We start from the raw sequence: 26,029 nt of genomic DNA, 5'->3' as shown, positions 1-26,029 counted from the left end.
TTTATTTACTTAATAATGGATTTAAAATATCTTCTTGTTTTAATTCTTTAGAATAAATTCCTTGTTCTTTTGACCAAGTTAAGACACTTGATAATTGTTCAGACTTAATTTGTTCAGCGTGAGTGTATTTAGGTAAGCTTACGCGTCCTTTAATTTCATCAGTAAAACCAATTTTTTCTTTCATAACATCATAGTAATCATCTAATTTATGGTCGTTAATGTAATCTACACCTTTGTTATATCCGCGGTAAAAAGCTTCTACAGCCTCTTTATTATCTGTTAAACTCTCTGTTGTAAAACCAAATACTGTTGCATCAATTCCTAATTCGTTGCTGTTTCCAAGTTCTGTTAAACCATTAGCTAAACCAATTGTTCTAAATGGTTCTGGTACAACTGTCGCATCAATTTTTTGGTTCGCTGTTAATTCCACACGTACTGGAATTTGTGGAACTTCTTCATAAGCAATATCTGCTACGGATAAATCAGCTGTTTTTAAAGCTTCATCTAAAAAGTAGTATGGTGCTTGATTTTTAGCAATTCCTACTTTTTTATCTTTTAAATCAGCTAATGTTTTAACTTCTTCATTGCTTGTTAAAATTGAGAATGTTCCAATGGATTGACTCACTACTTGGAATTTCATATCTCCTTGTAAATAAGCACTAACTGCCACTAAGTCAGTGTTTGCTCCATCCAAATTGCCACTACTTAATGCTGCATCACGGTCCTTAGGTGATTTGAAACTTTGTAAATCTAATTTTAGGCCTTCTTCTTCAAAAAAACCTTCTTTTTCAGCTATATAAACAGGTAAGCTATCCACAGCTGGCATAGCTCCGAAACTTAAAGTTAACTCATTCTTAGTTGTTTCTTTAGCATCGGTTTTAGCTGCCTTTTCTTTAGTTCCACATCCTGTGATTAAACCTAATGTAGCAACTGCTGCTAATCCTAAAATAAGTGTTCTTTTCTTCATGTTTCTTTTTCTCCTCTATGTATAAAAATTTAGTAATCAGTTCAATGAATCACTTTGTTTAAAGTACCACAAAGAAACATTTTTTTCTAATATTAGGCTTTAGTCTTGTGACCATTTTTTAGTTGTGATATTCTTATGGGACGCTTCACTTGAGTCGGAAAATAAAATACAAGGGGAATTAGTATTATGGCAATGAAAATTAACGTTGTACCGTACCGTCCTGAATGTCCGACATTATTTTAAGGAGAAAAAGAAAAATTTTCACAAGTAATTAATGAAGATAATCTAATCAATATTTTACATATTGGTAGTACTTCAGTTCCTGGTTTATCTGCTAAACCGGTGATTGATATGTTAGTTGTTGTTAAAGATATTAATCAATTGGATCAAGACAATAACCAAATCGCAAGTCTGGGCTATCTTTCAATGGGGGAGTTTGGGATTCCTGGTAGAAGATATTTCCGTAAAGGAGAAGACAATCGCACACACCAAATTCACGCCTTTCAGTATGATAATATGTATGATATTAGTCGTCATGTTCTAGTCAGAGATTACTTAAGATGCCACGAAGAAGCTCGTAAGGCTTATGCTAAGATAAAAATCGAAGGCGCTGAAAAATATCCTGAAAGTATTGATGACTACGGAGATTATAAAGATGCTTTTGTTAAACAATTGGAAAAAGATGCCTTAATGTGGCATTGGACAAATAATTTAAAAAAAGAACTATGACAAAATTAAGTCATAGTTCTTTTTTATTAATCTCGTCTATAGCCTAATATTACGAATGACTCATTTCTTTTTTGAATAATTCCTTGTTAGGATGTTTTTCATAATAAGCTCTTGCATGCTTACATAAATATTCTGATAATAATTTACTATTAATACTAATATGATCATCTGACACAGCATCCATAGCTTCTAAATCATGGCTGGAATCAATATGGAAATACAAATCATCGTATTTTACTTCTCCTTGCATAGCAAAATCTCCTTGATGAAGAAGTAAATATCTTAATTTATAACAAGCATAGCCACTAAATTTTGATAAGGCATTTTCCTCATTGTGTTGTTTGGCATAATACGTATTTTGTAAAAAGTGAAACTCTTCATGACGATGAACGTGGTGATTGTACCATTCTCGATAACGATATCCTACATTGGTTTCGTTAGGATATTCAATCTGACTACAAATATCTGGTAACGTCAAAGCTAGGGCTAAAGCTGGCAATGAACAATTTTTACTATTAGCATCTTCAATAACTTCAATGATTTTTAACATGACTCTCATCTCCTTTACTTATGACAAACACTTATTACTATTATTTCCGCTCTTCTCTTAGTACAGCATAATAATATTCATCCCACCAACTGTCTCCTGCTGGAATACATTTTTTAAAGAATCCTTCACGCCTCATACCAATTGCTTCCATTAATTTCCATGAACCTGGATTTTCTGGCTGACAAGTTGCTATGATTCGGTGAATATTCATCTGAGTAAAACCTTCATTTAACATGGCTTTGGCTGCTTCTTTACCGTAACCTTTTTGATGGTAGTCTTCATTAAACACCCAACCAATTTCATAAGAATGATTTCCAAAAAAAGCTTCAAATGATAAGTGACCAATCACTTTATCTTCTTCTTTTAATACAACTGGAAAAAAATGATCTTTATTTTTTTCTAGAAAAAGAGTCATCTCTTCTTTCGAGCTGAATCTTTCTGGAATAAAAGCCATTGTTTTTTTATTTAATAAAAACTCTGCTGCATCATCCATATCTTTTGTTTCATAGTTTCTAATTAATAAACGACTTGTTTCAATCTTCATTTTTTGTCCTCTTCTTTTTCATTATTACTTCCCTAGTTTAACATAGTTTTAAAGACAATATTCTGATAAATGTTGTGGTAGATGGGATTATCTACCTATGATAAAATAAAGATGATGAATCTTGAAATAATGAATAGAGGTGACTTTATGGAACAGTTAAAAAAATATACATTAGAAGTATCCTTAGTAACTTTAGGCCTAGCCTTATTTGTCATTGGTTTATTCTTTGGCGCTCAAGTAATCGTATTTAATTTAGACGGTTTTTACTTCTTTATTGCTGGACTGCTCTTAATGATTTACGGTGTTGGGACTATCATCTCTAAAGTAAGAGAAGAAAAAAAGACAAACAAAAAGGAGTCTGACTAAATGAGTCAGGCTCCTTTTTTGTAACGTATCATATCAGCTGAAATCATACGATTAAAGAATGGTTCATTTTTTTTCTTAGCCCAGTCCCTAATAAGAACAAACCAGAATCCACACCAGATTACACTCATTAATAAAAAGAACATAATTTGACTAGATAACAGATAAACATTTTCTGATGACATTTCATTTAACTTTTGAGTGATATAGGAAATAACAGAAGGTAAGTTAATCAAGGTAAATCGATAGATTAATGGCCACAGGAGGGTTTTTTCTCCTGTAGCAAATTTTATTTTCACAACCTTACCACCAATTGTTTTACCTTTAAACATAACTGGGAAAATGACTATAAAAATGAAAATCCATAGTAAATTACTCATAAATAAATAGTGACTTTTTAAAAAAATCATCGAAAAAATAGAACCTACGAAACGGGCAATCATTAAACTAACAAAAACCTCTATCAATTGCGCACCGTAAGAAGCTTGATGATCCACATCATATTGTCGATCCTTTTCCTTTAAGTCATCTCGAGTTGGAATTAAGTGTAATAAAATTGGCGCAATAAAGAAACCAATCATACCACCTAATGTGTTAGTAATTAAATCATCCACATCAAATAAACGATAAGGATTAGCATAATACCCAAAAAGGGCCGTTCTTTGAGAAACTTCAAAAAATAAAGTTGTTGAAAATACTAAGAGTAACGCAATCCACCATTTTTTTGAACTTTTAAGAAAATATCTCAAATAAACACCAAGTGGTAATAATAACGCAATATTAAAAAAGACTTCTAAAAAAGTAAATGATTTAAATAAAGTTGGATAAGTTCTTAAATGACTCGGCACAAATCCTTTTACCTCTTTAAAATTATGAAACATATTAAAGGGTTTTAGTTGCATTAAAACATCTGGACTATACACAGCTGGATTGTTTCTTTCTGCTGGAAGTGGCAAACTGACTAAGAAAAAAGCTGTTAAACAATAATAAATAAAACTAAAAATAATGACATTTCGCCAAAAACTAAAGTAGCCGTGTTTTCGGTACTGATAAACTGTCCATGGTACTGTTCCTAAAAAGGCAATCACCGCAAATACAAAAAAGGCTGACATTAATGGAATAGCATATAAAGACATGAAGACACTCCCTTTCTATTCCATTATATGACAAAAAAAGCAGATTAAAAAATAAATTTCCTAACACTTTTGTCACATAAAAATAAAGAGAGACTGACATTTAAGCCAATCTCTCCCTTGATTCTTATCATTTTTTAGATGTACATACCAACATAAGAACCATCGTCTAATTTTTGAGCGTATCGTAAAGTAAGTCCTTTGTAAGTCTTAGGTGGATATTTATCAAACCTATATTTGAAGTACATAGCTGCTCTTGGTGCGATAGTTTCTTCATTATCTAATTCAACTACCTCATCATTTGCTGAAACCACATTTGTTGCCATAAAACATCCAAAAACTAATAGTAAAGATAACATACGTTTATAATTCGTATTGAGTCCCCCTTTTAAGAAGGAGTATAGCCAATAATTATTTCAGTTAGGAGAAAACATCCTAGAATGCCCAAATGAGGTCATAAGTGTTAAATAATCTTCTTTATTCCTCTAACTGACAGAATACATGACTCACCATTCGTCATAACTGCTACTTTATTTTTCTTATCAATATAATCAATATTATTTTTATTCACAATAACTGAATTGTGAACTCTCACAAAAAATGGAGATAGTTTTTCAATTTCGGATAAGGTTTCATACAATTCAAAAGACCCATTTTTCAAATGGATATTTAATTTATGAGGTGTTCCAGTTGTTTCAATAAACATAATATCATCAAGAGAAAGTAACTTAACTGTATTTCCGATTTTAAATTTCACTTTATCCATATCCTCATTTTTATCAGACGTATAATATGAATAAGCATTTTCTAAGCAATCAAAAATTTTCTGCTGAATAAGAGTCACATTATCTTTCATAATATAGTCTAGAGCTTCCACTTTGTACTCAAAAGTTAATTGTAATAGCTCGCTATGTGTTGTAATAAAGATTATTTTGGCATTTATATCCTTTTTTCTTATGTAACTAGCTAACTGAATCCCATTAATGTCTGTATTAAAATCAATATCTAAAAAATAGACTCCACCAATAGAATCTCTACTATCAATGTATTTTTTTAGCTCATAAGGGTCTGCAGTTGATAGCTCGATTTTCATATCGTATTCTTCAATCAGAATTTTTTTATAAATGATAGACTCTATTACACTTTTTTGTAATGAGTCATCCTCACAAATAAATATAGGAATCATATCTTTTCTCCTTCTTTTAATAATAACTCTTGAATAAAAAAGTCAGAAGTAATATTAGTTGATAACATCATTTCTGCCTCATTACTGACTAACTCACTAAGATTACTTAGTCCTAGGCCTCGATTTTCACCTTTTGTAGAGAAGCCTTCTCCCTTTAATATATGCAGAGGTTCTATTCCTTCTCTAATGGAATTTCTAACAACGATATGTAAAAACTCTTCATCTGAAAATATAGCAATCTGAACTTCTCCCTGCTCTAATGATGCAATTTCTTCTATGGCATTGTCTATAATGATACCTAAAATTCTGATTAATACAGTGTCTTTAATTTGTGTTAATTGAGGAATATCATCCACTAGTTCCACACTAACAGGCACATTATATTTTTTAGCTTTAACGAGCTTCATTGTCAAAATACTTTTTAAGCTTTCCCATTTTATTTTATCTAAGGAATCGATTTTTAAATAATCAATTTGTAGGTTGCTTTTAGTTGGCTGCACATTTTCAAGGTAGAAGGTTTCTATTTTTTCTACATCTTTCTGAGCAATGAAATATTCTAAAGATGACAAAATATTGATATAGTCATGTTTAAATTTTTTAATATTTTTAGATTCTTCATTAACATAATCAATATAATTTTTTAAGTACTCTTCTTCCATTTTCTTTTTCTCTAACTCAAAAGCTAAAGATTTTTCATTACTATAGCTTTTAAATACAAAAAACAAAGAGCTAATAATTATTAAAAATAAGAAGATTAAACCTATTTTTTGTCCACTTTTATGAGAAAAAGCTGTAATTAAATAGAACTGATAAGATAGTAATATAAGTGAGCTGATAATGGAAATAGGTAAGGTAAGATCATATTTTTTAATAACTGGGATAACATATTTGGCCGATAAAAAACTAATTAATATAATAAAAACATACATAATGATTTCAAAGACTAAAAAATCAGGCTTTCCAATTGTGGTCTTCATTTCAATTGGTTTCAAAAAAGCGCCTAGTAAAATATTAATCCAAATAGCAAAATTTATTTCTAATACTGACATCACTAAATTACTCTTTTTATAAATAGATGATAAGATTAATAACGCAAATAAAAGCAAATAACTAACAATCGAATAATTAATTGAAACAAAACTAACGATAATAAATGAAATCAGAAACAGATAATTTTTTTTATCTGAAGCAATACAGAAAAAAGATAAAATAATTTTAAGAATACTGGAAATATTTAAATAAATGAATATCATAAAAAGAGCTCCTAACACACTAATTTAAAAACTACGTTACTATAATAGCACAGTTTCTCCCTCTTTATTGAAGTAATATAACTAAAGTGTTTAATAAAAAAGAGGCCGTGACATAAGTACGTCACAACCTCCTCATATTTTAATCTAATGACACATTTTTGTAGTAAGGACTTCCTAATGAACGGTAAACTAAGCCCTTAACTTTTGGCTTCACTAAGAAACTCTCACTTGATTGATAAACTGGTGTATATGGTAATTCTTCCATCATACGTTTGTGAGCAGCAATTAAAGTTTCCCAACGTTTTTCACTATCATTAGCATAAGTAGTAGATGATTCTTGTAGTAAATCACTAAATTCTTTATCTTCCCACTTACCATAGTTTTGAACTGTTCCAATATTAGCTAATTGCAAGAAATCATATGGATCAGCAAATGTTGCTGCCCAACCGGCTAATACAATATCAAAGTCACCTTTAGACATTTTATCTAAACGGTTTGCAAATGGAACTGTTGAAACATTAACTTTAAGACCAGGTAAAGCTTCTTCTAATGTTCCTTGAATATACTCTGCTAATTTCTTAGCTGAATCAGTGTCTGATGCTAGTAATGTAAATTCTAATTTGTCACTACCTAATTCTTTTTTAGCTTTTTCCCATGACGCTTTTGATTTTTCAGCACTTGTAATCTTCAAGTTCCCTGAATCTTTTGCAAAGTCGCCTCCTGTTTTGGGATTAACAATTCCTGTAGGGACAAATCCATTAATTTCTTTAGAACCATCACCTAAAATTGTATCGACAATTTGTTTTGAATCAATAGCAAAAGTAATCGCTTCTCTAAAGCTCTTATTAGCTGCTAATTTATTGTCAAAGTTATATTGCATATAGTAACTTGATGGGTATTCACGAATGACTAAATCTTCGTTGCCAGCTTGTTGCTGAGCAAACTCACCTTTTACTTGAATCACATCAACCTCATCAGCTTGGAACATGTTTAAACTTGTTCCATTTTCTTTAACTACCTCAATTTTAACTTCATCAATATTGACGTTTTTAGCATCACGGAAGTTTTCATTTTTCTCATATTTCCAAGAAATATTTGTTCCATCCCAATCAGCTAATTTGAAAGCACCGTTATAAACTAAGTTGTCACTATTAGTTGCATAACTGTCCCCTTTTTCTTCAACTGTTTTTTGATGTTGCGGATAGAATGTTGGTTTAGCAAGTAATGAGTCTAGATATGGAATTGGATAATCTAATTCAATTTCTAAAGTATAATCCCCAACTGCTTTAACACCTAATTCAGTAGCAGGTTTTGCCCCTGTTTTAATTTCTTCATAGTTTTTAAATCCTTCAAATAAATGAGAGTACTCTGAAGCCGTTTTTGGATCTGCTGAACGTTGCCATGAATACACAAAATCATGAGCCGTCACAGGATCTCCGTTACTCCATTTACCATCTTCTTTTAATTCAATTGTATATTTTTTCCCATCATCTGTTGGGACAGCCACTTCTTTAGCTAAAGCTGGTTGACTTGTACTATCATCTGCAAACTCATATAACCCTTCCATTACCTGACTAATTGCAGAAAAACTTACTACGTCTGTTGCTTTTGAAATATCCATTGTTGGTAATTCAGATGATTCCACAACAGTTAAGACTTTCTTTTCAGTTTTTGTCTCTTTTTTAGCATCAGCTTTTCCCTTTTCGCTGTTGTTATTATTCCCGCAAGCCACTAACAAGGTTAATGATGCGACCATCATCCCCTGAACAATTCGTTTCATTTTCATACTCACAACTCCCTCTTCGTTAAACATTAAAATTAAATTAAAAAGATTAAAATTTAATAACAATAGTATAGTTAATTTTACCTAAAGTCAAGAGAATAATTTAAACATCTTATAAATTCATACTTACTACTAAGCTTAAAAATATTAATTATTTCATTGGCAATAGCTAGTTAACTAAGTGTATTTAACAATTCGGAAAAAGTAAAAAAAATAAGGAACTGTGTCTTAATTTTGTCCTAGTTCCTTATTTTTTATTATAATGACATCTTTTTTCTGGATAATTTTTAGTTCTCTCAATAAATGTGTGATAGCCTGTTTTTTCAAAAGAATAATTCCACTTAAACATATTAAAATACATTTTAAGAGATGGCTTGTAGTTAGCTTCTTCTATATGCAGTAACTGCTTTAAAAATCTTTTACTAAACCGGAAAATCCTCACTAAATAAGGTATATCTAGAAAAATAATAATCTGACTATTGTTAAAAATAGGCTGCACAATATCTCTTAAACAAGTTCCTTCAATAAGCCAAGTATCTTCTTCTAGAATATGTCCTACTAAATTATTAACTTCCTCATCACTTCTTTTTCTATCACCTGATGGCAGTCGCTCAAAAATAATATTATCCATTTCATAGAAATTTAGACTAAGTTTAGTAGCTAACACTTTTCCTAAAGTTGTTTTCCCACTACCTACTGATCCAACTAAATAAATCTTTTTTATTTTTTTTGATTGGAGTACTTCTATTAACGCGTCTTCACTTTGTTTGTTAGTTAAATACATTTTATCTCCTTTCAATCAAAACAATTGCTAAACAAAATCACTTATTGGTATAATACCAAAAATATGAAGACGAGGTGTTATTTTTGGAACCACTATTTAGATTTGCAAAATTTGAAGATTTACCACGAATCGTTGAAATTTATAATGATACTATTCCAAGTTATATGGTGACAGCTGATTTAACAGCTGTTTCTGTTGAGTCTAGACATGAATGGTTTAATCAGCATACACCAGAGAAATATCCACTTTGGGTCATTGAAATAAATGAGGAAATAGCTGGTTGGATTTCTTTAAGCCCATTTAAAGAGCGTCCTGCTTATAGTAAATCAGCAGAAATTAGTATTTATATTGATAAAAAATTCAGAGGACAAGGATTGGGACATAAATCACTTTCCTTTGTAGAAGAACAAATAACTAACTACCCATTTGAAACAATCGTTGCTCTTGTTTTTGGACATAACTTGGCTAGCCAAAGTTTATTTACTCGAAATGGTTTTGTTTTGTGGGGACATTTACCAAATGTGGCGATTTTAGATGATACTCATCGTGATTTGCTATTTTTAGGTAAACGATATAAAAAAATATAACTGACTAGATAATGTTACAACCGAAGTCTTATATAAATTGATTTTTTTCTTTGTTACACTTGCTAAGGCTAAATGATACAAGCTTAGGAGTTAAAAGGAGAGATTTATTTATGACACAATCAGAACACAAAGTTGGTTTATCTAGTTTTACGTTAAAAATCATTGCTATCATTTTTATGGTCATTGATCACGTGAATTCTTATTTAGGAGAATTTTTACATTTGCCTGCATGGACATCCCTTTTAGGACGTTTTGTAGCACCTTTATTTGTATTCTTCTTAATTGAAGGTTATTTTTACACTAAAAATAAAACAAAATATTTCAGTCGGTTATTGGTTGGTGGAATACTTATGTACGCCATTAATATTGGCCATAACATACTCACAAAAGACACTTTCAATCACCCAATCACAGGTGAATTTGACGTCTTTCAATTAATTCAAGGGCAAAATATTTTTATGACACTAGCCTTTATTATGCTATTTATTTGGTTAATTGACTCAATGAGAGTGAAACAATTAGACTTAAAACAAAAATTATTTTGCTCAATAGCTATTGTTTTGTTAATTCCCTTTATTCTCATGAGTGAAGGTGGGATGTACGAAATAGTTGTCGCTTTAATCTTCTATTTCTTTAGAGGTAATTTCAAAAAGATTGCTATTAGTATGTCTATTTTCTGTGGTTTGTTACTAGGAAAAACCTTATTTACTTATTTTACAGTCACAGGAATTGGTACACTTTATCAGCTGCTAACTTTCAGTAACGAATTTATGATGATTAGTGTGCTACCTTTTATTTATCTTTACAATGGCCAAAGAGGTGGCTCAAATAAAGTATGGCAAAAAGAGTTGTTCTACTATTTTTATCCAGTGCATTTAATTATTATTTACTTACTGAGAGACTATTTATCAGGAGTGTTTTAAATAGAAAAACCGTTCTTTCTTAGAACGGTTTTTCTATTATCTATTGTTTAATTGGCGTTAACTTCTATCCAATATTTTTGCTGTTCTTCTTCCCAATAAATTTTATCCTCTTTTGTAATCTCACGAATAATTTTACATGGATTTCCAGCTGCAATCACATTATCTGGAATATCTTTTGTCACCACTGAACCAGAACCAATAATCGTGTTATTTCCGATTGTCACACCTGGATTCACAACGGCATTTCCACCAATCCACACATTATCTCCAATTGTAATTTTTTTACCGAACTCTAAACCAGAATTTCTAATCACCGCATCAATTGGATGACCTGGCGTTAGTAAATTAACTTTTGGTCCGAACATGACATTCTCACCAATAACGATTGGCGCGACATCCAAGAAAACACAGTCAAAGTTAGCATAAAAATTATTGCCAATTTTTGTGTTCGTTCCATAATCGCATCTAAATGGTGGTTCAATATAAATATTTTCTCCTGTTGCTTTAAACATCTCTTTTAATAAAGTTTTACGATATGCTTGCTGTTCTTCAGTTGTTTCATTGAATAAACGTGTTAATTGACGGCTTTTTCTAGCATCCTCTCTTAATTCTGGGCTTGACGCTCGATATAAATCTTCTGCTAACATTTTTTCTTTTTCAGTTCTCATTCATTACTCTCCTATTTCAATTTCATTTTTTAATACTTGATTTAAGGCTTCCAAACCTAATGACTCTAATCCTAAAAAGTAATCGTGATTAAACTCTTCACTAATGACGATTTTAGGTAGTTTTAACAGTGGAAATGCTACTTCTAACGCTTGGTTAATGTCTGCAAGCTGTTGTTTAGTTAGTCTTGATTTTGATAGATATACAACAATTTGATGTGGATCATACAAACTAATAAAGGTTTTCGCAATATCTAAGAAATGATTTTTTAAATCCACATGAGGGATATTTTTTTCAGACCAATCTACATTTAAAGGTAGCATTGCCACCTCACCTACAAAATTGTTACATCCCTTTAATAATTTTTGTCCAAGCGACACGCCTCCACCAGGTGGGAAACCAACTGGATAATAAATTCCCGCTATAATTAGATGAGCTTCTTCTTTTTTTGAGAAACCAAGAATTGCTGCATTAACATCATTTTCAACTAACACTGTGCAATCAAAACGTTCTTCTAATTCATCTTTGATATTTTTTCCTTGTAGAACTGGATAATCAGCTAACGTAATCACACCTGATGTTTCTACACCAGGAATCCCTAAAACTATTGCTTTTATTTTAGGATACTCTTTTTTAAAACTTTCAATGAAACTTAAAATATCTAACCATTCTAAATTTTCACCTGAAATTTCTTTTTCTTCGATAATTTCGCCTAATAAATCACACACATAGAAATAAAAAAACATTTCCTTTTCTTTTTCCACCATTTTAATAATCAAAGAATGACATTTATTTTGATTAAATGTATAAGTAATAGCGTACCTACCACCTGTGACAACATCTGTTGAATAAGGTTCTATTAGTTCTTTACTTAATAATTCAGGAATTAATTTATTAATAGTTACAACACTCAAACCACTTTTTTCTGATAATTCCCTTTTAGATAAGGGCCCGTATTCTCGAATCAAAGACATTAGAAAAAATAAATTATCTTTCCTAACTCTTTGAGGATTACTAGCTTTCATGACATCGCCTCTTTTTAAACTATCTTAATTAAGTTCATTAAGTATAATATGAAGAATACTTTTTTTCAATTGTATTTAACTAAACAAAAAGAGATCTAAGCCTAAGCTTAAATCTCTTTTTTTACGATTTAGGAAATAAGTTTCCTTATGTTGTGAACAAAATCGTATTGGTTTTTATTTATTTTGCAATATAGTTCATTTTTTTAGCTTCTTCTCTTAACTCATCTCTGAATTTAGGATGAGCAATTGCGATTAAAGCTTCAACACGTTCGTTGATTGTTTTACCTTTAAGACGAGCTGCCCCGTATTCAGTTACAACGTAGTCTACATCGTTTTTAGATGTTGTTACAGCTGCACCTGTATAAAGTGAAGGCACGATTGTAGAAATCGCATCATCTTTACCAGCAGTTGAGTTAAGTGCAATAATTCCCACACCATGTTCAGTCATACGAACTCCTTTACCAAAGTCAGACTGTCCACCAGTTGATGAATAGTATTTAGTTGGTAATTTTTCAGAGTTACATTGACCTAATAAGTCAACTTGGATTGTTGCGTTAATTGTATATAAGTTGTTTTCTTTAGCAATTTCTTTTACAGAGTTTGATTTATCTACTGGTAAGAAGTAGATGTCTTCGTTTTTATCTAACCATTTGTATAATTCAGTTGTTCCCATAGCAAATGTTGTAACTGTTTTACCAACGTAAGTTTCTTTTTTCGTATTATCTAAAGAACCAGAGTTGTATAATTCCATTGCTTTATCAGGTAACATTTCAGTATGGAAACCTAGGTTTTTCTTAGTTGTTAAGTTGTTCATTACAGCTGATGGAACAGCACCGTAACCAATTTGTAAAGTAGCACCATCTGGAACTAACTCAGCAATTAATTTACCAATTGCAGCTGATTTTTCATCAATAACTGGAGCTGGAATAGTTGGTAGTGGTTCACTACTTTCTACTAAAGCTGTTACGTCATCAATATGAACATGATGGTTTTCACCATATGTATATGGTGCGTTTTCGTTTACTTCAATAATGATTTTAGATGCAACATCTAAAAGACCACCAACATAAGCATTAGCTAAACTTAATGAGAAGTATCCTTTTTCATCCATTGGTGAAGCATTAAACATTAAAACAATTTCTTCTTCACGCATTTTAATTAAATCAACAGTATCACCAAAGTGGTTTGGTAATAATTCAACAACACCATCATTCATTAATTGACGATCGCCACCTAAGAAGATTGATACTTGTTTTAATTTATCTTTTGGTAAATCATATGTTTTAACGTTAGTTAACGTACGGTATAATTTATTATTTTCTAGTCCTTCGTAATTACAAAGAGCTTCATGAAGTAGAGCAGGCTCACCTGGTGCGATTGGATAAACAACAGCGTCCCCTGGTGCTAAAAATTTAATTGCTTCTTCTGGACTCATTTTCTTGTCATTATATTTAGTCTGTAAGTCTTTCATTATGCTTCCTCCAGTAACCATTTATTATTGATTTTTAAATTCTGCTGAACGTTTTTCGACAAAGGCAGTCATACCTTCTGTTTGATCTTCTGTTGAGAACACTAAACCAAATAATTCTGATTCTAGACCAAGTGCTTTATCAAGTGGCATTTCATAACCAACTTTAACTGCTTGTTTAGCAAAGTTAATCGCGATTGGTCCTTTTGTCGTAATTTTTTTAGCGTATTTCATTGTTTCTTCCATTAAAGCTTCTGGTTCAAATACTTGGTTAAATAAACCAATTCTTAAACCTTCTTCTGCTTTAACGTTAACTGCTGCGTATAAAAGTTCTAAAGCTTTTGATACACCAACAATACGTGATAGGCGCTGTGTTCCACCAAACCCAGGAATAACGCCTAAGTTTACTTCTGGTAATCCAGCAACAGCACTAGTTGATGCAAAACGAATGTCACATGCCATAGCAAGTTCTAATCCGCCACCTAATGCGTAACCGTTAATTGCTGCAATAACTGGAATTTCTAATTCATCTACTGCTTTGAAAGCACGGTTCCCAATAATTGAGAACTCGCGTGCTTCTAAAGCATTTTTAGATTGCATTTCTTTAATGTCAGCACCAGCCACAAAAGCTTTTTCCCCAGCTCCTGTAATGACTAATACTCTAATATCTTTATTGCCTTTAATGTCATAAACAGCTGCTTCAATTTCTTCTAGCGTTTTTTGGTTTAAGGCATTTAGATTTTTAGGACGATTGATTGTTAGTGTTGCAATTCCTTCTTCAATAGAAAGTAATACATTTTCATAATTAGACATGAGTAAATCTCCTTAAAAATGATTAGTCGTATTTGTAGAATCCGCGACCTGATTTTTTACCTAAGTAGCCAGCTGCCACATATTTTTTAAGTAATGGACATGGACGGTATTTAGGATCGTTGAATCCTTCATATAATACTTGCATGATTGATAAACAAGTATCTAATCCGATAAAGTCAGCTAATTTTAAAGGTCCCATTGGGTGGTTCATACCTAATTCCATTACTTGGTCAATTGCTTCTGGTGTTGCAACTGATTGGTATAAAGTAAATGCTGCTTCGTTAATCATTGGCATTAACACACGGTTTGATACAAATCCGTAAGAGTCGTTAACTTCAACTGGTACTTTGTTCATTTCTAATGTTAAGTCATGGATTGCTTGGTAAGTTTCATCATTCGTTTGTACCCCGCGGATAATTTCTACTAATTTCATTACTGGAACTGGGTTCATGAAATGCATTCCGATGAAACGTTCTGGTTTAGATACAACTGCTGCTAAGTCAGTGATTGGTAAAGAAGATGTGTTAGTTGAAAGAATAACGTCTTCACCAACGATTTCATCTAATTCTTTAAAGATAGCTTTTTTAATTTCAAAGTTTTCTACAGCTGCTTCAATAACTAATTGAGTGTTAACAGCATCTTTTTTGTCAGTTGATAATGTAATACGGTCTAAAACAGCTTGTTTTTCTTCTTCTGTTTTACGTCCTTTTTCAACGTCACGAGTTAAATTTTTAACGATATTGGCTAAACCTTTTTCAGCAAATTCTTGTTTCATATCGTTTAAATAAACGTCATATCCTGCTTGTGCACAAACTTGTGCAATTCCGTTACCCATTTGTCCTGAACCGATTACCATAATTTTTTCTAATTTCATAATTGACTTCCCCTTAAAGTTTTATAGTTTTTTATTATTAATAGTCACAACGAATTAAAATAGCATCACCTTGGGCTGCTCCACTACAGATAGCCGCAATACCATATTTAGCTTTACGTCTTCTCATTTCATGAACAAGTGTTGCAATAATACGTCCACCTGTTGCACCAATTGGATGACCAAAGGCAATTGCTCCACCATTTACATTGATTTTTTCTGATGGAATATCTAACATTTTTTGAGTGACTAATGTAACAGCAGCAAAAGCTTCGTTAATTTCAAATAAATCAATATCATCTACTGTTAAATCATTTTCTTTTAATACTTTTTCAATAGCATGTCCTGGTGCACTTGCAATTAAACGAGTTTCAACGCCACATTCAGCATGACCTAAGATAGTTGCTAATGGTTTGATGCCTAATTCTTTAGCTTTTTCTTCAGAAGCTACCATAACAGCAGATGCGCCGTCGTTTGTTCCAGGTGCGTTACCTGCAGTTACTGTGTTACCTTCTACAAATAAACCTTTCAAACGTTGTAAGTCTTCAATTGTTGTATTTGGACGAGGTGCTTCATCTTTAGAAATGACTAAAGCGTCACCGCGACGTTGTGGTACTTCGATTGATACGATTTCTTCTTCAAGAACGCCACTTTCAATTGCTTTAGCAGCTAATTGTTGGCTACGTAATGCCCACTCGTCTTGTGCTTGTCGGCTAATTTCAAACTTATCAGCACCGTATCCGCCGTTAACAGCCATATGTTGGTCATAATAAGCATCCCATAAACCATCATTTACCATTAAGTCGATCATTTGAGTATTAAACATTCTGTTACCCCAACGCATATCTTTTGAAGCAAAAGGAGCGTTAGACATAGATTCCATACCGCCGGCTAAAACAATATCCTTGTCTCCTGAGCGAACCATTTGATCAGCTAAAGTTACAGCTCTTAAACTTGATGCACATACTTTGTTAATTGTTTCAGAACAGATTGACCAATCCAGTCCTGCTTTAATAGATGCTTGACGTGAAGGGATTTGACCTGCACCAGCTTGTAAGACTTGACCCATTACAACGTAGTCAATATCTTCTTTTGAAACGCCACTTTTTTCTACAGCTGCTTTCATTACTTCTGCACCTAAATCTACTGCTGGGATTGTTTTGAATGCCCCTCCAAATTTACCAAATGGCGTACGTACCGCACTTAAAATTACACTTTTTGTCATTTTTATTCCTACTTTCTTGATAACGCTTAATTGGTATTTCCATTCAAACCTGTTATGATATAATCACTAACTAAGTTAGTTTCTAACCTAGTACCGAAAGGATGAGCTTGTTGTACTGGAAAAATATCAATTTTCAACATCTTAATTATTTTCTAATTGCCGCCCGTCACTTAAACTTCACCGAAGCAGCGGATGAGTTATATATAAGTTATTCTACTTTGAGTAAAGCGATGACACGATTAGAGTCACAACTTAACGTGAAGTTATTTGAAAAAAGTGGTCGTAATCTAAAACTAACCAAATATGGAAAAATTTTAGCTGGTCATGTTAACTTAGCCATGACTGACCTGAAAAACGGTATGGATGAAATCGAATTACTCTCTCATCAAGAACAAGGTGAGATAAATCTTTCCAGTGTTTTCACTGTTTCATCGTCATACTTACCACAACGCCTGAACCGCTTTAAGGCTGAGTATCCAGATATGGAAATTTACTTAACACAAACGTCTACTCAAACTATTCTGCAAGATATCATCAACGGAGATATTGATGTTGGCTTTTGTGGTGAATTTAATTTTATTGATTACAAAGACGATATTAATAGAGAATTTATTTACGATGACGAAATTGTCCTCATTGTTCCTAAAAGTCATCCTCTAGCTAGTAAGAAAAATGTTTCTTTCCTAGATATTAAAGATGAAGTTTTTATTGGTTACAACGAGTCAGCTGGTATGAGTCATTCGATTCGAACCGCTCTTGACCGTGTTGCTGGTGAAAATTTCAATCTCAATACACTATTTGCAATGAATGAAGAGTCAGGAGTTATCGGCATGGTGAGAGCAAATCATGGTATCGCATTTGTCTCTGTCCGTAATGCCTTAAACTATGACGACATTAAAATAATTGATGTGACTGACTTATCAATTATTTATAATATCTACATGGTTTGGCAACGTTCTGAGTACCTTCCAAGTAGTGTTAATGATTTTAAAAATTTCATCATTGCTGACAACCGTAAATTCGGGGTTTAGTTTTCAATTATAAAATTAGAACAAAAGAGGTTGTGACATAGGTATGTCACAGTCTCTTTTTGTTTTAATTTTTCAGTTGAGTAATGCAAGATATGTTTGACTTTAACATCTGCATGATTGTTTTTTAAACGAATGCACCCATACCTGTTAATGCTCTTGAAAGGATTAATGCGTTAATGTCATGTGATCCTTCGTAAGTGTAAACAGCTTCAGCATCTGCGAAGAATTTACCTACACCGTAATCAACGTTAATTCCGTTACCACCACAGATTTCACGTCCTAAAGCTACAGCTTCACGTAAGTTCATTGCATTATGCATTTTGTGTAATGACGCATTAACTGTATCAAAGTCTCCTCTTTCTTGGTTCTCAGAAAGAATAACTGATAAAGCAATGTTTGCCGCTACTTTTGTTTCCATACGAGCAATTTTTTCTTGTACTAATTGGAATTTAGCAATTGGACGACCAAACTGTTGACGTTCAGTTGCATATTTAAGTGTTGCTGTTAAAGAACCAGCTGCTGTACCTGTTGCAATATGTCCAACGTCTACACGAGAACCTTGGAATACTCGAGTTACATCGTTAAATCCTTTAATTTTTGGTAAGTATTGAGACTCATCAATTGTTGCGTCATTCATCATGATCTTACAGTTTTGAACTGGTCGAAGTGCCATTTTATGTTTGATAACTTCAAATTCAAGACCAGGAGTGTCATGGTGTAAGATGAAACATTTGATTTCGCCATCAGCTTCGTCACGAGCGAAAACTGGAATAACGTCAGCAGTGTTTGCAGCTCCAATCCAATATTTTTCTCCATTTAAGATCCATTTACCGTTTTCTTTACGAGCACTTGTTTTAAGGCCTTTAGCAATATCTGATCCGTTTAATGGTTCAGTTAAAGCGAAACATCCTGTGTATTCAAAGTTTTCTAATTTTGGTAAGTAGTGAGCTTTTTGTTCCTCAGTACCACCTTGTAAGATAACTGTATGTGCCATACGGTGAATTGTGTATGCTGTTGCAATTGATGTATCAGTACGTGCTAATTCGTGGAAAAGGAAAGCATTGTATACTTCACTGTAAGTTTCTTTTCCTTCACGGCCTACAAATAATTTTTCGTCGTTCATGATTTTTGCGTTTCTATATAAATCATAAACGTGAACTGGAAATTCTGCTTTGTCCCAATACTCAGCGATTACTGGTTGGATTTCTTTTTCTAGAGCTTGACGTAATGTGTATAAAACGTCGACTTCCCCTTCAGTTAATTTATTTGAAAGTCCCAATAAGTCTTCTGGATATAATTCCTGAAGTTTCTCTAATTTATTCATGTGCTAATTCCTCCAATTAGTATTTTAAGTTACTAAGCGCTTACAAATATTATCTTAACAAATAAATTTAAACACCGTAGGGAAAGTAATTCTCCTATTCCTCCAGATAATTCACAGTTAGTAAGTCACATGAGTTGTTTTATTTATCTGATTGAAAGCGCATACATTATAGTGATTATCATTCACAGTAGTGTTCTTTTATAAATATATTACCTTTATCATCTCATCAAATTCACAGATTCAGACACTAAAACACTATCCAACTGTGAATTTTATTCAAAAGACTGTGAAAAACTAGGATAACAATAGTTGGAAACGCTTCATAGGTTTCGCTATACTTGATTTATGACATGAGAAGGAGTGACAAGAATGACAAGAATTACTGATTTAGTAGGTATTAAATATCCAATCTTCCAAGGTGGGATGCAACATATTTCCCGTAGTCCATTAGTTATTGCTGTTTCAAACGCGGGTGGGTTAGGTTTATTAACAACTGGAGCCTTAGACGCTGAAGGCCTTCGTAAAGAAATTAATACAGTGAGAGAAAACACTGACAAACCATTTGGTGTTAACTTAAACTTACTACAACCAAACATCGACGAATTAGTTGATATTGTTATAGAAGAAAGAGTCGCCATCGTAACAACTGGAGCTGGTTCTCCTAAAAAATATTTCCCACGCTTTAAAGAAGCTGGTATTATCGTAATTCCAGTCGTGGCTGCTGTTAAACATGCTTTGAAAATGCAAGAATTAGGTGTAGATGCGATTATTGCTGAAGGACAAGAAGCTGGTGGGCACATCGGTAAATCTGGTACGTTGCCTTTAGTTAGACAAATTACAGATGCTGTAGATTTACCTGTTATTGCTGCTGGTGGATTTGCAGATGGGAAAGGATTAGTTGCCGCACTTGCTTTAGGAGCTGAAGGCGTTCAAATGGGAACTGTTTTCCTAGCAACTGAAGAATGTCCAATTCCAGACTCATTTAAAGAATCAGTAGTTAATGCTATTGACACAACAACTATGGTAACTGGTCGAAAAGGTGGACATCCAGTTCGTGCGCTGCAAAACAATATGTTAGTTGAATACTTAACTTTAGAAATGGCGAATGCTCCTGAAGAAGAGTTAGAAAAATTAACAGTCGGTTCACTTTACCGCGCAGTTGTTGAGGGTGATACTGAAACAGGAACAATGATGGCTGGAGAAATCTCTGGTTTAGTCCCTCGCATTCGTCCAGTTAAAGAAGTAATTGATGGTATCATGAAAGAAGCAAAAGAAACAATTGCTAACTTAAGTTTATAAGAAAAAGAGGAAGCTCACAGTAAAGTGGACTTCCTCTTTTTGTAGCTTTTATTCAAAATAATAATTATTTGATGATACAACTCGTGCACCAAATGGCATTAAAGCTAGTTGTGCTAATTTAAAGCTTTGGCGACCAAAAGGAATTCCTATAATTGTGATACAAAGGAGTAAACCACTTATAAAGTGCCCAATCGCTAATGGCAGACCACTAACTATTAACCAAATAATATTAACAAGTAGTGACATACTGCTATTACTATAAACAACTTGTTTGCCAAATGGCCATAGACTTAAGCTAGCAATTTTAAAACATTGCAAGCCAACTGGAATCCCTATAATAGTAACACACCACAAACAGCCTGCTAAAAACCAAGAAATCGCACCTATTAAACCACCAAAAATCAACCAAATTAAATTACCTAAAAAATTCATTTTATCACATCTTTTCCTATCAGATTCTCTTTATACTTCTATTATAAACTTTTTTTATCTAATCAAAAAGGTGCTAAAGTCTGATTTTTATAAAGGAAATTCGGTCATTTCTGTTAAAAGTTGTTTTTTTAATTCTTCTTTGGCAAATGAATAAGTGACTGCATTTTTATTTAGTTGCCTGAATTCCTCAGCTGTTAAATTATGTTCTGACACTAATAAATGATATTCATTACTTAGAGTTGTATTTGAAACTGTTTTGTTATCCGTGTTAATGCAAAATGTAACACCTTTATCTAGCCATTCGCGCACAGGATAATCTTTCAAGGTATCAATGGCTCTTGTTTGAACATTACTTGTTGGACATCCTTCAAGGCACACATTTTTCTCAGCAAAAAAGTTCGTTGCTTCTTGGTTACCGTTAATTGCTATTCCGTGACCTAAACGAGTTGCTCCGGCATCAATAGCATCATACATATTTTGTAAACAGCCACACTCACCTGCATGAAGAGTCAAAGCAACATTTCCGTGATCTGTGACAACTTGAATGGCTTCCTCGTAATCTCTAACAAATAAATCAACTTCAGCTCCGGCAAGATCTAGTCCGACAATTTTTTCATGGTTCGTTCCTAAAGCTTTTTTAAAGGTTCCGGCAATCTCTTTTGAGTCTCTTGAGCGCATACCAATCACTAAAATATTGCCGTAAACTGGATATTTTTCTTCAGCTTTTGCAATTCCTAAAGCAACCGCATGAACTGTCTTTTCCACTGTTAAACCATTTCGCATAGATAAAGTTGGAGCAAACCTGATTTCAATATAGCGAATACCATCCTCTGCAGCTTGTTCCATGACATCATAAGCAGCCATCTCTAAAGCTTTTTCTGTTTGTAAGAAAGGCAAAACATAATCAAAGCAGGTTAAATAATCCACTAAACTTTGACATGTTTTAGGTGCTTGCATGTTTCTAGCTACTTCCTCAACATCATCGCTAATAGCTAATCCTTGATAGCTAGCAATTTTTTGTAAGGTTTTTGGTCTAATAGATCCGTCTAAATGACAATGCAACTCTGCTTTTGGAAACAACTTAATTTCTGAACTTTTTAACACCTGTATCCCTCCAAATTTTTGTATATTGTTGACCATTATAGAGGGTTCTTTAGGTCTTGTATACCTTTATTAATAATATTCTCATAATTTAAAGGCTTAAAACAAAAAGTTTTCTTTTTCTAACACACTAAGTAATAATTTCCCTACTTGATCAGCAGCTTGTTTTTCATTCACTTCATAAGTTTCATCTGAAGATTCATCGGCTAAATCTGATACGCTACGTAAAGAAATAAAAGGCATATCGTTAATATAACAACAATGAGCAATACTACTTGTTTCCATATCAACAAGTAAAGGTTGGTGTTTTTTAATGATAGCTTCTTTGACTGCTGAGTCCGAAATAAAAACTTCGCCTGACACAATTTTCCCTTGTTTAGTTTCATCAATATAAGTAGAAAATTTAGTGACTAACCTTGAATCAGCAAAAAATACAGATTGATTTGGGAATAAATTCTCCATTTGCTCTTGATTAACATCATGATGACTAAAGCTTTCTCCAAGTACAACTGATAGAGGACTTATAACCTCTGACAAACTTCCTCCAATACCAATATTAATTACAGCTGTTGGTTCAAAATAATCAATTAGCATTTGTGTATAGACACTAGCATTCGTTTTTCCAACACCACTAGCAACGATGACTAAATCATAATCACCATACTCACATTGATAAAAACTATTTTTCTTTAATTTAATTTCATTCACTATTTCACAGTGAGTTAGTAAGTAGTTGATTTCACTTCTCATAGCTGCAACAATTCCAATCTTCACACCTAACACCAGACTTTCTATCTATTTTTTCTATTATACTATTAATCATTTGTTTTACTGCCCTGTTTCAGATATTCTTTTATTAACAACTATAAAGGATTTGATGACATAACAATTTCTATTGATTTTATTAAATCACAACAAGCTTTTCAGGAACTAACTAAGCTAACACCAGAAATTCAAAATGAAGAATATGAAGGTTATACATTTAATATAGGAGAAACAGCTTACAGAAGTCGATTAGCAAAGCTAACACCTAAAAAGAAAGGTTATTTTGTTGCTTTTTGGGAGAAAGACGACACGATTCAAAATCAAGCTTATAGCTTTAAAAACAGCCCTGATTATTTAATTATTGTTGTTCTTGATGATACTAAAAAAGGACTCTTTATTTTTCCAAAAGAAGTCCTTCATCAACAAAAGATATTAAAGACTGACACGCAAAAAGGAAAAATGGCGATTCGCGTTTATCCAAATTGGGAAACAGACTTGAATCCGACTGCTACTAAAACTCAAAAATGGCAACAAGTTTATTTTACAGATCTATCTACTCATCACTTATAAAGACTAAGATGTAGATTGCCATTATGATATTCACCTAAGTAAACATTTGAAAGCTCTACTTTTTGTTTAGCTAGCTCTTTATCCAACCACTCACGATCTTTATCAAAGGTTTCTAATACATCCTCATCGACAAACCCATTTGTAATAACTGGGAAACGTACCTGCTCATCTCCGTAAAGAATAATAGTGAGTTGTCCATTTTGTTCTTGGACAGCTCTTTTTACTTGTTTAGTATTGTAAATATTAGATTGACGTAATTTAAACATTAAGTCATTTGCTGAAATACCTTTTTTAGCACAATTTTCAACTAATACTTCCCCGTTTTTTATAACAACAGTTGGTTTGCCATCAATTAATTTTTTAACAAAACCAACATTCTCTTTGAGATATTTAAAAAGAGTAACTAAAAAAGTCCACATAATTAAGATTAAGAAAAATTGCAAAATCGAAATTTGATTATTGTAAATCATTCCACCGATAATACCACCTAGAACAAAGTTTTGGAGTTGGTCTAAGCTTGAAGTTGGTGCTAAATTGCCCTTACCTAATAAATTCATCTGAAAAATAAGTGCCACTAAACCTATAGCTAACTTGATACCTATTTCTAAATACTCTTTCATCCTCTCACTCCTCTACTAACTTAATATCTTTTGCGTTTAAAAGGTAAGTTTCTTCTAATTTGAATGAAGATAAATCAGCATTCATATTGATCTGATAGTAATCCTCACCTATCTTCACAAGCATCTCATCTTTAACATATTTCGAATTAACAGATAGATCACTAGCAGGAACTTGTTGATTGTCACTAATATTCTCTAAAAAATTAATCATTCTAGATGAATTATTACGATTGGTTTTCCCCACTTCGTATTCATTAATTTGAATTCCCACCATAAAAATAATTCCTAGAGACACTAAAATAATTAAATCTCGGTATTTCATCTTATCTCTACTGTGAAACTTTTTGAGAATAATAATTAATAGTAGAGCTAGTAAGCTAATAAAAACCAAATATTTCATCAAATTAGTATTAGATGATTGGTTAATAAAAAATTGATAGGTATAAAATTCCATACTCACACCTCTTATAAATTGTTTTTGTTATTTAAAGTATACTACTTTTCAAAATAAAAAAAGAAGAATCCTAGTTTTTCTAGAATTCTTCTTTGTCATTAATTAATCTCTGCACCATTTGTTGCAATAACTTCTTTATACCAATCAAATGATTTTTTCTTGTAGCGACTCAGACTTCCGTTACCTTCATCATCTAAATCAACGTAGATAAATCCGTAACGCTTAGACATCTCACCTGTTGAAGCACTAACTAAGTCAATACAACCCCAAGGAGTATAAGCCATTAAATCAACACCATCTAAAACAACAGCTTTTTTCATTTCAGCCATATGTTTTTCTAAATAATCAATACGATAATCGTCATTAATCACAAAATCTGCATCTGGTACGTCAATGGCACCTAATCCATTTTCTGAAATGTATAATGGCACACCATATCTACCATATAAATCACATAACGCAATACGTAAACCAACTGGGTCGATTTCCCAGCCCCATTCACTTGCTTTTAGGAATGGATTTTTCACGCCACCAAAGAAGTTTCCTTGGCTTTTATCATCTTGATGTTCCGCTTTAATTGAAACTGTAGCTGACATATAGTAACTAAATGATAAATAGTTTACTGTATGAGCTTTAATGATTGCTAACTCTTCCTCTGTTCGGTCAAGTTCAATACCATTATTTTCAAAATAAGCTAAAGCATAAGTTGGGTATTCTCCGCGAACTTGTAAATCATTACAGAAGTAGTTAAACATTCTACTTTTCTCTTGCGTTGCTTGAACATTTGCTGGATCTGAATCATAAGCATACATAGTTGCATAAATACTCATACATCCCATTTGGATATTTGGGTTAATTTCTTTTGCGATTTTAGTGGCTATTGAACTTGCTACAAATTGGTTATGTAGGGCTTGGAAGTTTTCAGTCTCAGTAGCATTTTGCATAGCTGTTGAAAAGAATGAGCCCATAATTCCTGTATTAATTTCATTAAAAGTCATCCAATAAGTTACTTTTTTACCAAAACGCTCTAAAATAGTACGGGCATATTTTTCAAAGAAACCAATTAATTCTTTGTTTTTCCAGCCACCATATTCTTTTACTAAGTGAAGTGGTGTTTCGTAGTGAGAAATAGTAATTGTTGGTTCAATATTATGTTTTAATAATTCATCAATCACATTTTCGTAAAACTGTAAACCAGCTTCATTTGGCGTTTCATCGTTTCCATTTGGGAAGATACGTGCCCAAGAAATAGACATACGGAATGTTTTAAATCCCATCTCTGCAAACAAAGCAATGTCTTCTTTGTAACGGTGATAGTAATCAATTCCTTTGTGGTTTGGATAAGTGTACTTAGACTCATCAATTTCTAAAGGCATATCACCTGAGAACATTAATGGCATTCTTAATTTACCACCTGGTGAAATATCAGCAATTGTTAATCCTTTACCATCTTCATTGTAAGCTCCTTCTAATTGGTTAGCAGCAGTCGCCCCACCCCATAAAAAGTCTGAACGAAATCCTTTGTTTGTCATAAAAAATACTTCCCTTCATATTTATTAACTT

Annotated in this window: 28 protein-coding genes and 1 pseudogene; 7 read left to right on the top strand and 22 right to left on the bottom strand. The window is 32.5% G+C overall.

What is annotated here, in order from left to right:
* Nucleotide 1: 1 nt before the first annotated feature.
* Entirely contained in the window at nt 2-967 is a 966-nt protein-coding gene (locus tag DFR54_RS04265; RefSeq protein WP_114289057.1) for an ABC transporter substrate-binding protein, read from the bottom strand.
* A 261-nt stretch (nt 968-1,228) separates the two neighbouring features.
* Between DFR54_RS04265 and DFR54_RS04260 the strand changes: the two are divergent.
* Nucleotides 1,229-1,696: pseudogene (locus DFR54_RS04260) on the top strand (GrpB family protein); the annotation flags it as partial.
* A gap of 49 nt (nt 1,697-1,745) precedes the next feature.
* Here DFR54_RS04260 and DFR54_RS04255 read toward each other — a convergent pair.
* Both DFR54_RS04255 and DFR54_RS04250 read right to left on the bottom strand, forming a co-directional pair.
* Complete coding sequence (locus DFR54_RS04255; RefSeq protein ID WP_114289055.1) at nt 1,746-2,246, bottom strand: hypothetical protein; 501 nt, start codon at nt 2,244-2,246, stop codon at nt 1,746-1,748.
* A gap of 40 nt (nt 2,247-2,286) precedes the next feature.
* Entirely contained in the window at nt 2,287-2,790 is a 504-nt protein-coding gene (locus DFR54_RS04250; RefSeq protein ID WP_114289054.1) for a GNAT family N-acetyltransferase, read from the bottom strand.
* 147 nt (nt 2,791-2,937) lie between these two features.
* Between DFR54_RS04250 and DFR54_RS04245 the strand changes: the two genes are divergently transcribed.
* Nucleotides 2,938-3,156, top strand: a complete 219-nt coding sequence (locus tag DFR54_RS04245; RefSeq protein ID WP_114289053.1) for a hypothetical protein — start codon at nt 2,938-2,940, stop codon at nt 3,154-3,156.
* Nucleotides 3,157-3,161: 5 nt separating this feature from the next.
* Here DFR54_RS04245 and DFR54_RS04240 read toward each other — a convergent pair whose 3' ends face one another.
* The 6 genes from DFR54_RS04240 to DFR54_RS04215 form a co-directional block, all read right to left on the bottom strand.
* A complete protein-coding gene (locus DFR54_RS04240) occupies nt 3,162-4,289 on the bottom strand; it encodes a VanZ family protein (RefSeq protein ID WP_114289052.1) in 1,128 nt (375 codons plus the stop codon).
* A 134-nt stretch (nt 4,290-4,423) separates the two neighbouring features.
* The gene (locus DFR54_RS04235) at nt 4,424-4,612 is read right to left on the bottom strand and encodes a hypothetical protein (protein WP_126809013.1); all 189 of its coding nucleotides are present in this window, start codon (nt 4,610-4,612) and stop codon (nt 4,424-4,426) included.
* A gap of 137 nt (nt 4,613-4,749) precedes the next feature.
* On the bottom strand, nt 4,750-5,472 hold the full coding sequence (locus DFR54_RS04230; RefSeq protein WP_114289050.1) for a LytR/AlgR family response regulator transcription factor: 723 nt from the start codon (nt 5,470-5,472) through the stop codon (nt 4,750-4,752).
* Nucleotides 5,469-6,725 carry a GHKL domain-containing protein gene (locus tag DFR54_RS04225; RefSeq protein WP_114289049.1) on the bottom strand — a complete coding sequence of 419 codons (1,257 nt, stop codon included), beginning with the start codon at nt 6,723-6,725 and terminating at the stop codon, nt 5,469-5,471. Before DFR54_RS04225 ends, DFR54_RS04230 begins: the two co-directional genes overlap by 4 nt.
* A 139-nt stretch (nt 6,726-6,864) precedes the next feature.
* On the bottom strand, nt 6,865-8,511 hold the full coding sequence (locus DFR54_RS04220; RefSeq protein WP_227258997.1) for a peptide ABC transporter substrate-binding protein: 1,647 nt from the start codon (nt 8,509-8,511) through the stop codon (nt 6,865-6,867).
* A 244-nt stretch (nt 8,512-8,755) separates the two neighbouring features.
* Nucleotides 8,756-9,292 (bottom strand): shikimate kinase, encoded by a 537-nt coding sequence (locus tag DFR54_RS04215; protein WP_114289048.1) that lies wholly within the window; start codon nt 9,290-9,292, stop codon nt 8,756-8,758.
* 83 nt (nt 9,293-9,375) lie between these two features.
* Between DFR54_RS04215 and DFR54_RS04210 the strand changes: the two genes are divergently transcribed.
* Nucleotides 9,376-9,879, top strand: a complete 504-nt coding sequence (locus DFR54_RS04210; RefSeq protein ID WP_114289047.1) for a GNAT family N-acetyltransferase — start codon at nt 9,376-9,378, stop codon at nt 9,877-9,879.
* Between the two features lie 110 nt (nt 9,880-9,989).
* Complete coding sequence (locus tag DFR54_RS04205; protein ID WP_114289046.1) at nt 9,990-10,802, top strand: TraX family protein; 813 nt, start codon at nt 9,990-9,992, stop codon at nt 10,800-10,802.
* A gap of 47 nt (nt 10,803-10,849) precedes the next feature.
* Here the strand turns inward: DFR54_RS04205 and DFR54_RS04200 are convergent, their stop codons facing one another.
* The 6 genes from DFR54_RS04200 to DFR54_RS04175 all read right to left on the bottom strand — a co-directional run bounded on the left by DFR54_RS04200 (nt 10,850) and on the right by DFR54_RS04175 (nt 16,870).
* The gene (locus DFR54_RS04200) at nt 10,850-11,470 is read right to left on the bottom strand and encodes a sugar O-acetyltransferase (protein WP_114289045.1); all 621 of its coding nucleotides are present in this window, start codon (nt 11,468-11,470) and stop codon (nt 10,850-10,852) included.
* Nucleotides 11,471-11,473: 3 nt separating this feature from the next.
* Nucleotides 11,474-12,493, bottom strand: coding sequence for an ROK family transcriptional regulator (locus DFR54_RS04195; protein WP_114289044.1), 1,020 nt, complete (start codon nt 12,491-12,493; stop codon nt 11,474-11,476).
* Between the two features lie 178 nt (nt 12,494-12,671).
* Nucleotides 12,672-13,964, bottom strand: coding sequence for an acetyl-CoA hydrolase/transferase family protein (locus tag DFR54_RS04190; protein WP_114289043.1), 1,293 nt, complete (start codon nt 13,962-13,964; stop codon nt 12,672-12,674).
* A gap of 24 nt (nt 13,965-13,988) precedes the next feature.
* Complete coding sequence (locus DFR54_RS04185) at nt 13,989-14,774, bottom strand: enoyl-CoA hydratase-related protein (RefSeq protein ID WP_114289042.1); 786 nt, start codon at nt 14,772-14,774, stop codon at nt 13,989-13,991.
* A gap of 22 nt (nt 14,775-14,796) precedes the next feature.
* On the bottom strand, nt 14,797-15,648 hold the full coding sequence (locus DFR54_RS04180) for a 3-hydroxybutyryl-CoA dehydrogenase (RefSeq protein ID WP_114289041.1): 852 nt from the start codon (nt 15,646-15,648) through the stop codon (nt 14,797-14,799).
* A 37-nt stretch (nt 15,649-15,685) separates the two neighbouring features.
* A complete protein-coding gene (locus DFR54_RS04175; protein WP_114289040.1) occupies nt 15,686-16,870 on the bottom strand; it encodes an acetyl-CoA C-acetyltransferase in 1,185 nt (394 codons plus the stop codon).
* Nucleotides 16,871-16,971: 101 nt separating this feature from the next.
* On the opposite strand from DFR54_RS04175, the gene DFR54_RS04170 reads away from it, so the two are divergent.
* The gene (locus DFR54_RS04170) at nt 16,972-17,901 is read left to right on the top strand and encodes a LysR family transcriptional regulator (protein WP_086340908.1); all 930 of its coding nucleotides are present in this window, start codon (nt 16,972-16,974) and stop codon (nt 17,899-17,901) included.
* A gap of 124 nt (nt 17,902-18,025) precedes the next feature.
* On the opposite strand, the gene DFR54_RS04165 is transcribed toward DFR54_RS04170, so the two are convergent.
* Nucleotides 18,026-19,225, bottom strand: coding sequence for an acyl-CoA dehydrogenase family protein (locus DFR54_RS04165; protein ID WP_086340907.1), 1,200 nt, complete (start codon nt 19,223-19,225; stop codon nt 18,026-18,028).
* Between the two features lie 369 nt (nt 19,226-19,594).
* Between DFR54_RS04165 and DFR54_RS04160 the strand changes: the two genes are divergently transcribed.
* The gene (locus DFR54_RS04160; RefSeq protein ID WP_114289039.1) at nt 19,595-20,524 is read left to right on the top strand and encodes a nitronate monooxygenase; all 930 of its coding nucleotides are present in this window, start codon (nt 19,595-19,597) and stop codon (nt 20,522-20,524) included.
* Between the two features lie 48 nt (nt 20,525-20,572).
* On the opposite strand, the gene DFR54_RS04155 is transcribed toward DFR54_RS04160, so the two are convergent.
* The 3 genes from DFR54_RS04155 to mtnN form a co-directional block, all read right to left on the bottom strand.
* The gene (locus tag DFR54_RS04155; RefSeq protein WP_114289038.1) at nt 20,573-20,956 is read right to left on the bottom strand and encodes a YccF domain-containing protein; all 384 of its coding nucleotides are present in this window, start codon (nt 20,954-20,956) and stop codon (nt 20,573-20,575) included.
* Between the two features lie 87 nt (nt 20,957-21,043).
* Nucleotides 21,044-22,060, bottom strand: a complete 1,017-nt coding sequence (add, locus tag DFR54_RS04150; protein ID WP_114289037.1) for an adenosine deaminase — start codon at nt 22,058-22,060, stop codon at nt 21,044-21,046.
* A gap of 96 nt (nt 22,061-22,156) precedes the next feature.
* Entirely contained in the window at nt 22,157-22,831 is a 675-nt protein-coding gene (gene mtnN / locus DFR54_RS04145) for a 5'-methylthioadenosine/S-adenosylhomocysteine nucleosidase (protein ID WP_126809016.1), read from the bottom strand.
* Nucleotides 22,832-22,951: 120 nt separating this feature from the next.
* On the opposite strand from mtnN, the gene DFR54_RS04140 reads away from it, so the two are divergent.
* Nucleotides 22,952-23,392, top strand: coding sequence for a MepB family protein (locus DFR54_RS04140; protein ID WP_211315043.1), 441 nt, complete (start codon nt 22,952-22,954; stop codon nt 23,390-23,392).
* Here DFR54_RS04140 and DFR54_RS04135 read toward each other — a convergent pair.
* From DFR54_RS04135 to DFR54_RS04125, 3 genes are all read right to left on the bottom strand, one after another.
* On the bottom strand, nt 23,383-24,012 hold the full coding sequence (locus DFR54_RS04135; protein ID WP_114289034.1) for a DUF421 domain-containing protein: 630 nt from the start codon (nt 24,010-24,012) through the stop codon (nt 23,383-23,385). The genes DFR54_RS04140 and DFR54_RS04135 overlap by 10 nt on opposite strands.
* Nucleotides 24,013-24,016: 4 nt before the next feature.
* Nucleotides 24,017-24,466, bottom strand: a complete 450-nt coding sequence (locus DFR54_RS04130; protein ID WP_114289033.1) for a DUF3290 domain-containing protein — start codon at nt 24,464-24,466, stop codon at nt 24,017-24,019.
* 98 nt (nt 24,467-24,564) lie between these two features.
* Complete coding sequence (locus DFR54_RS04125) at nt 24,565-25,998, bottom strand: glycoside hydrolase family 1 protein (protein ID WP_114289032.1); 1,434 nt, start codon at nt 25,996-25,998, stop codon at nt 24,565-24,567.
* Between the last annotated feature and the right edge of the window lie 31 nt (nt 25,999-26,029).

It is taken from the genome of Vagococcus fluvialis (genome assembly GCF_003337315.1).
In the GTDB taxonomy this organism is placed as follows: domain Bacteria; phylum Bacillota; class Bacilli; order Lactobacillales; family Vagococcaceae; genus Vagococcus; species Vagococcus fluvialis.
The sequence above is the reverse complement of the archived record's forward strand: the minus strand, read 5'-3'. Positions and strand labels throughout refer to the sequence as shown.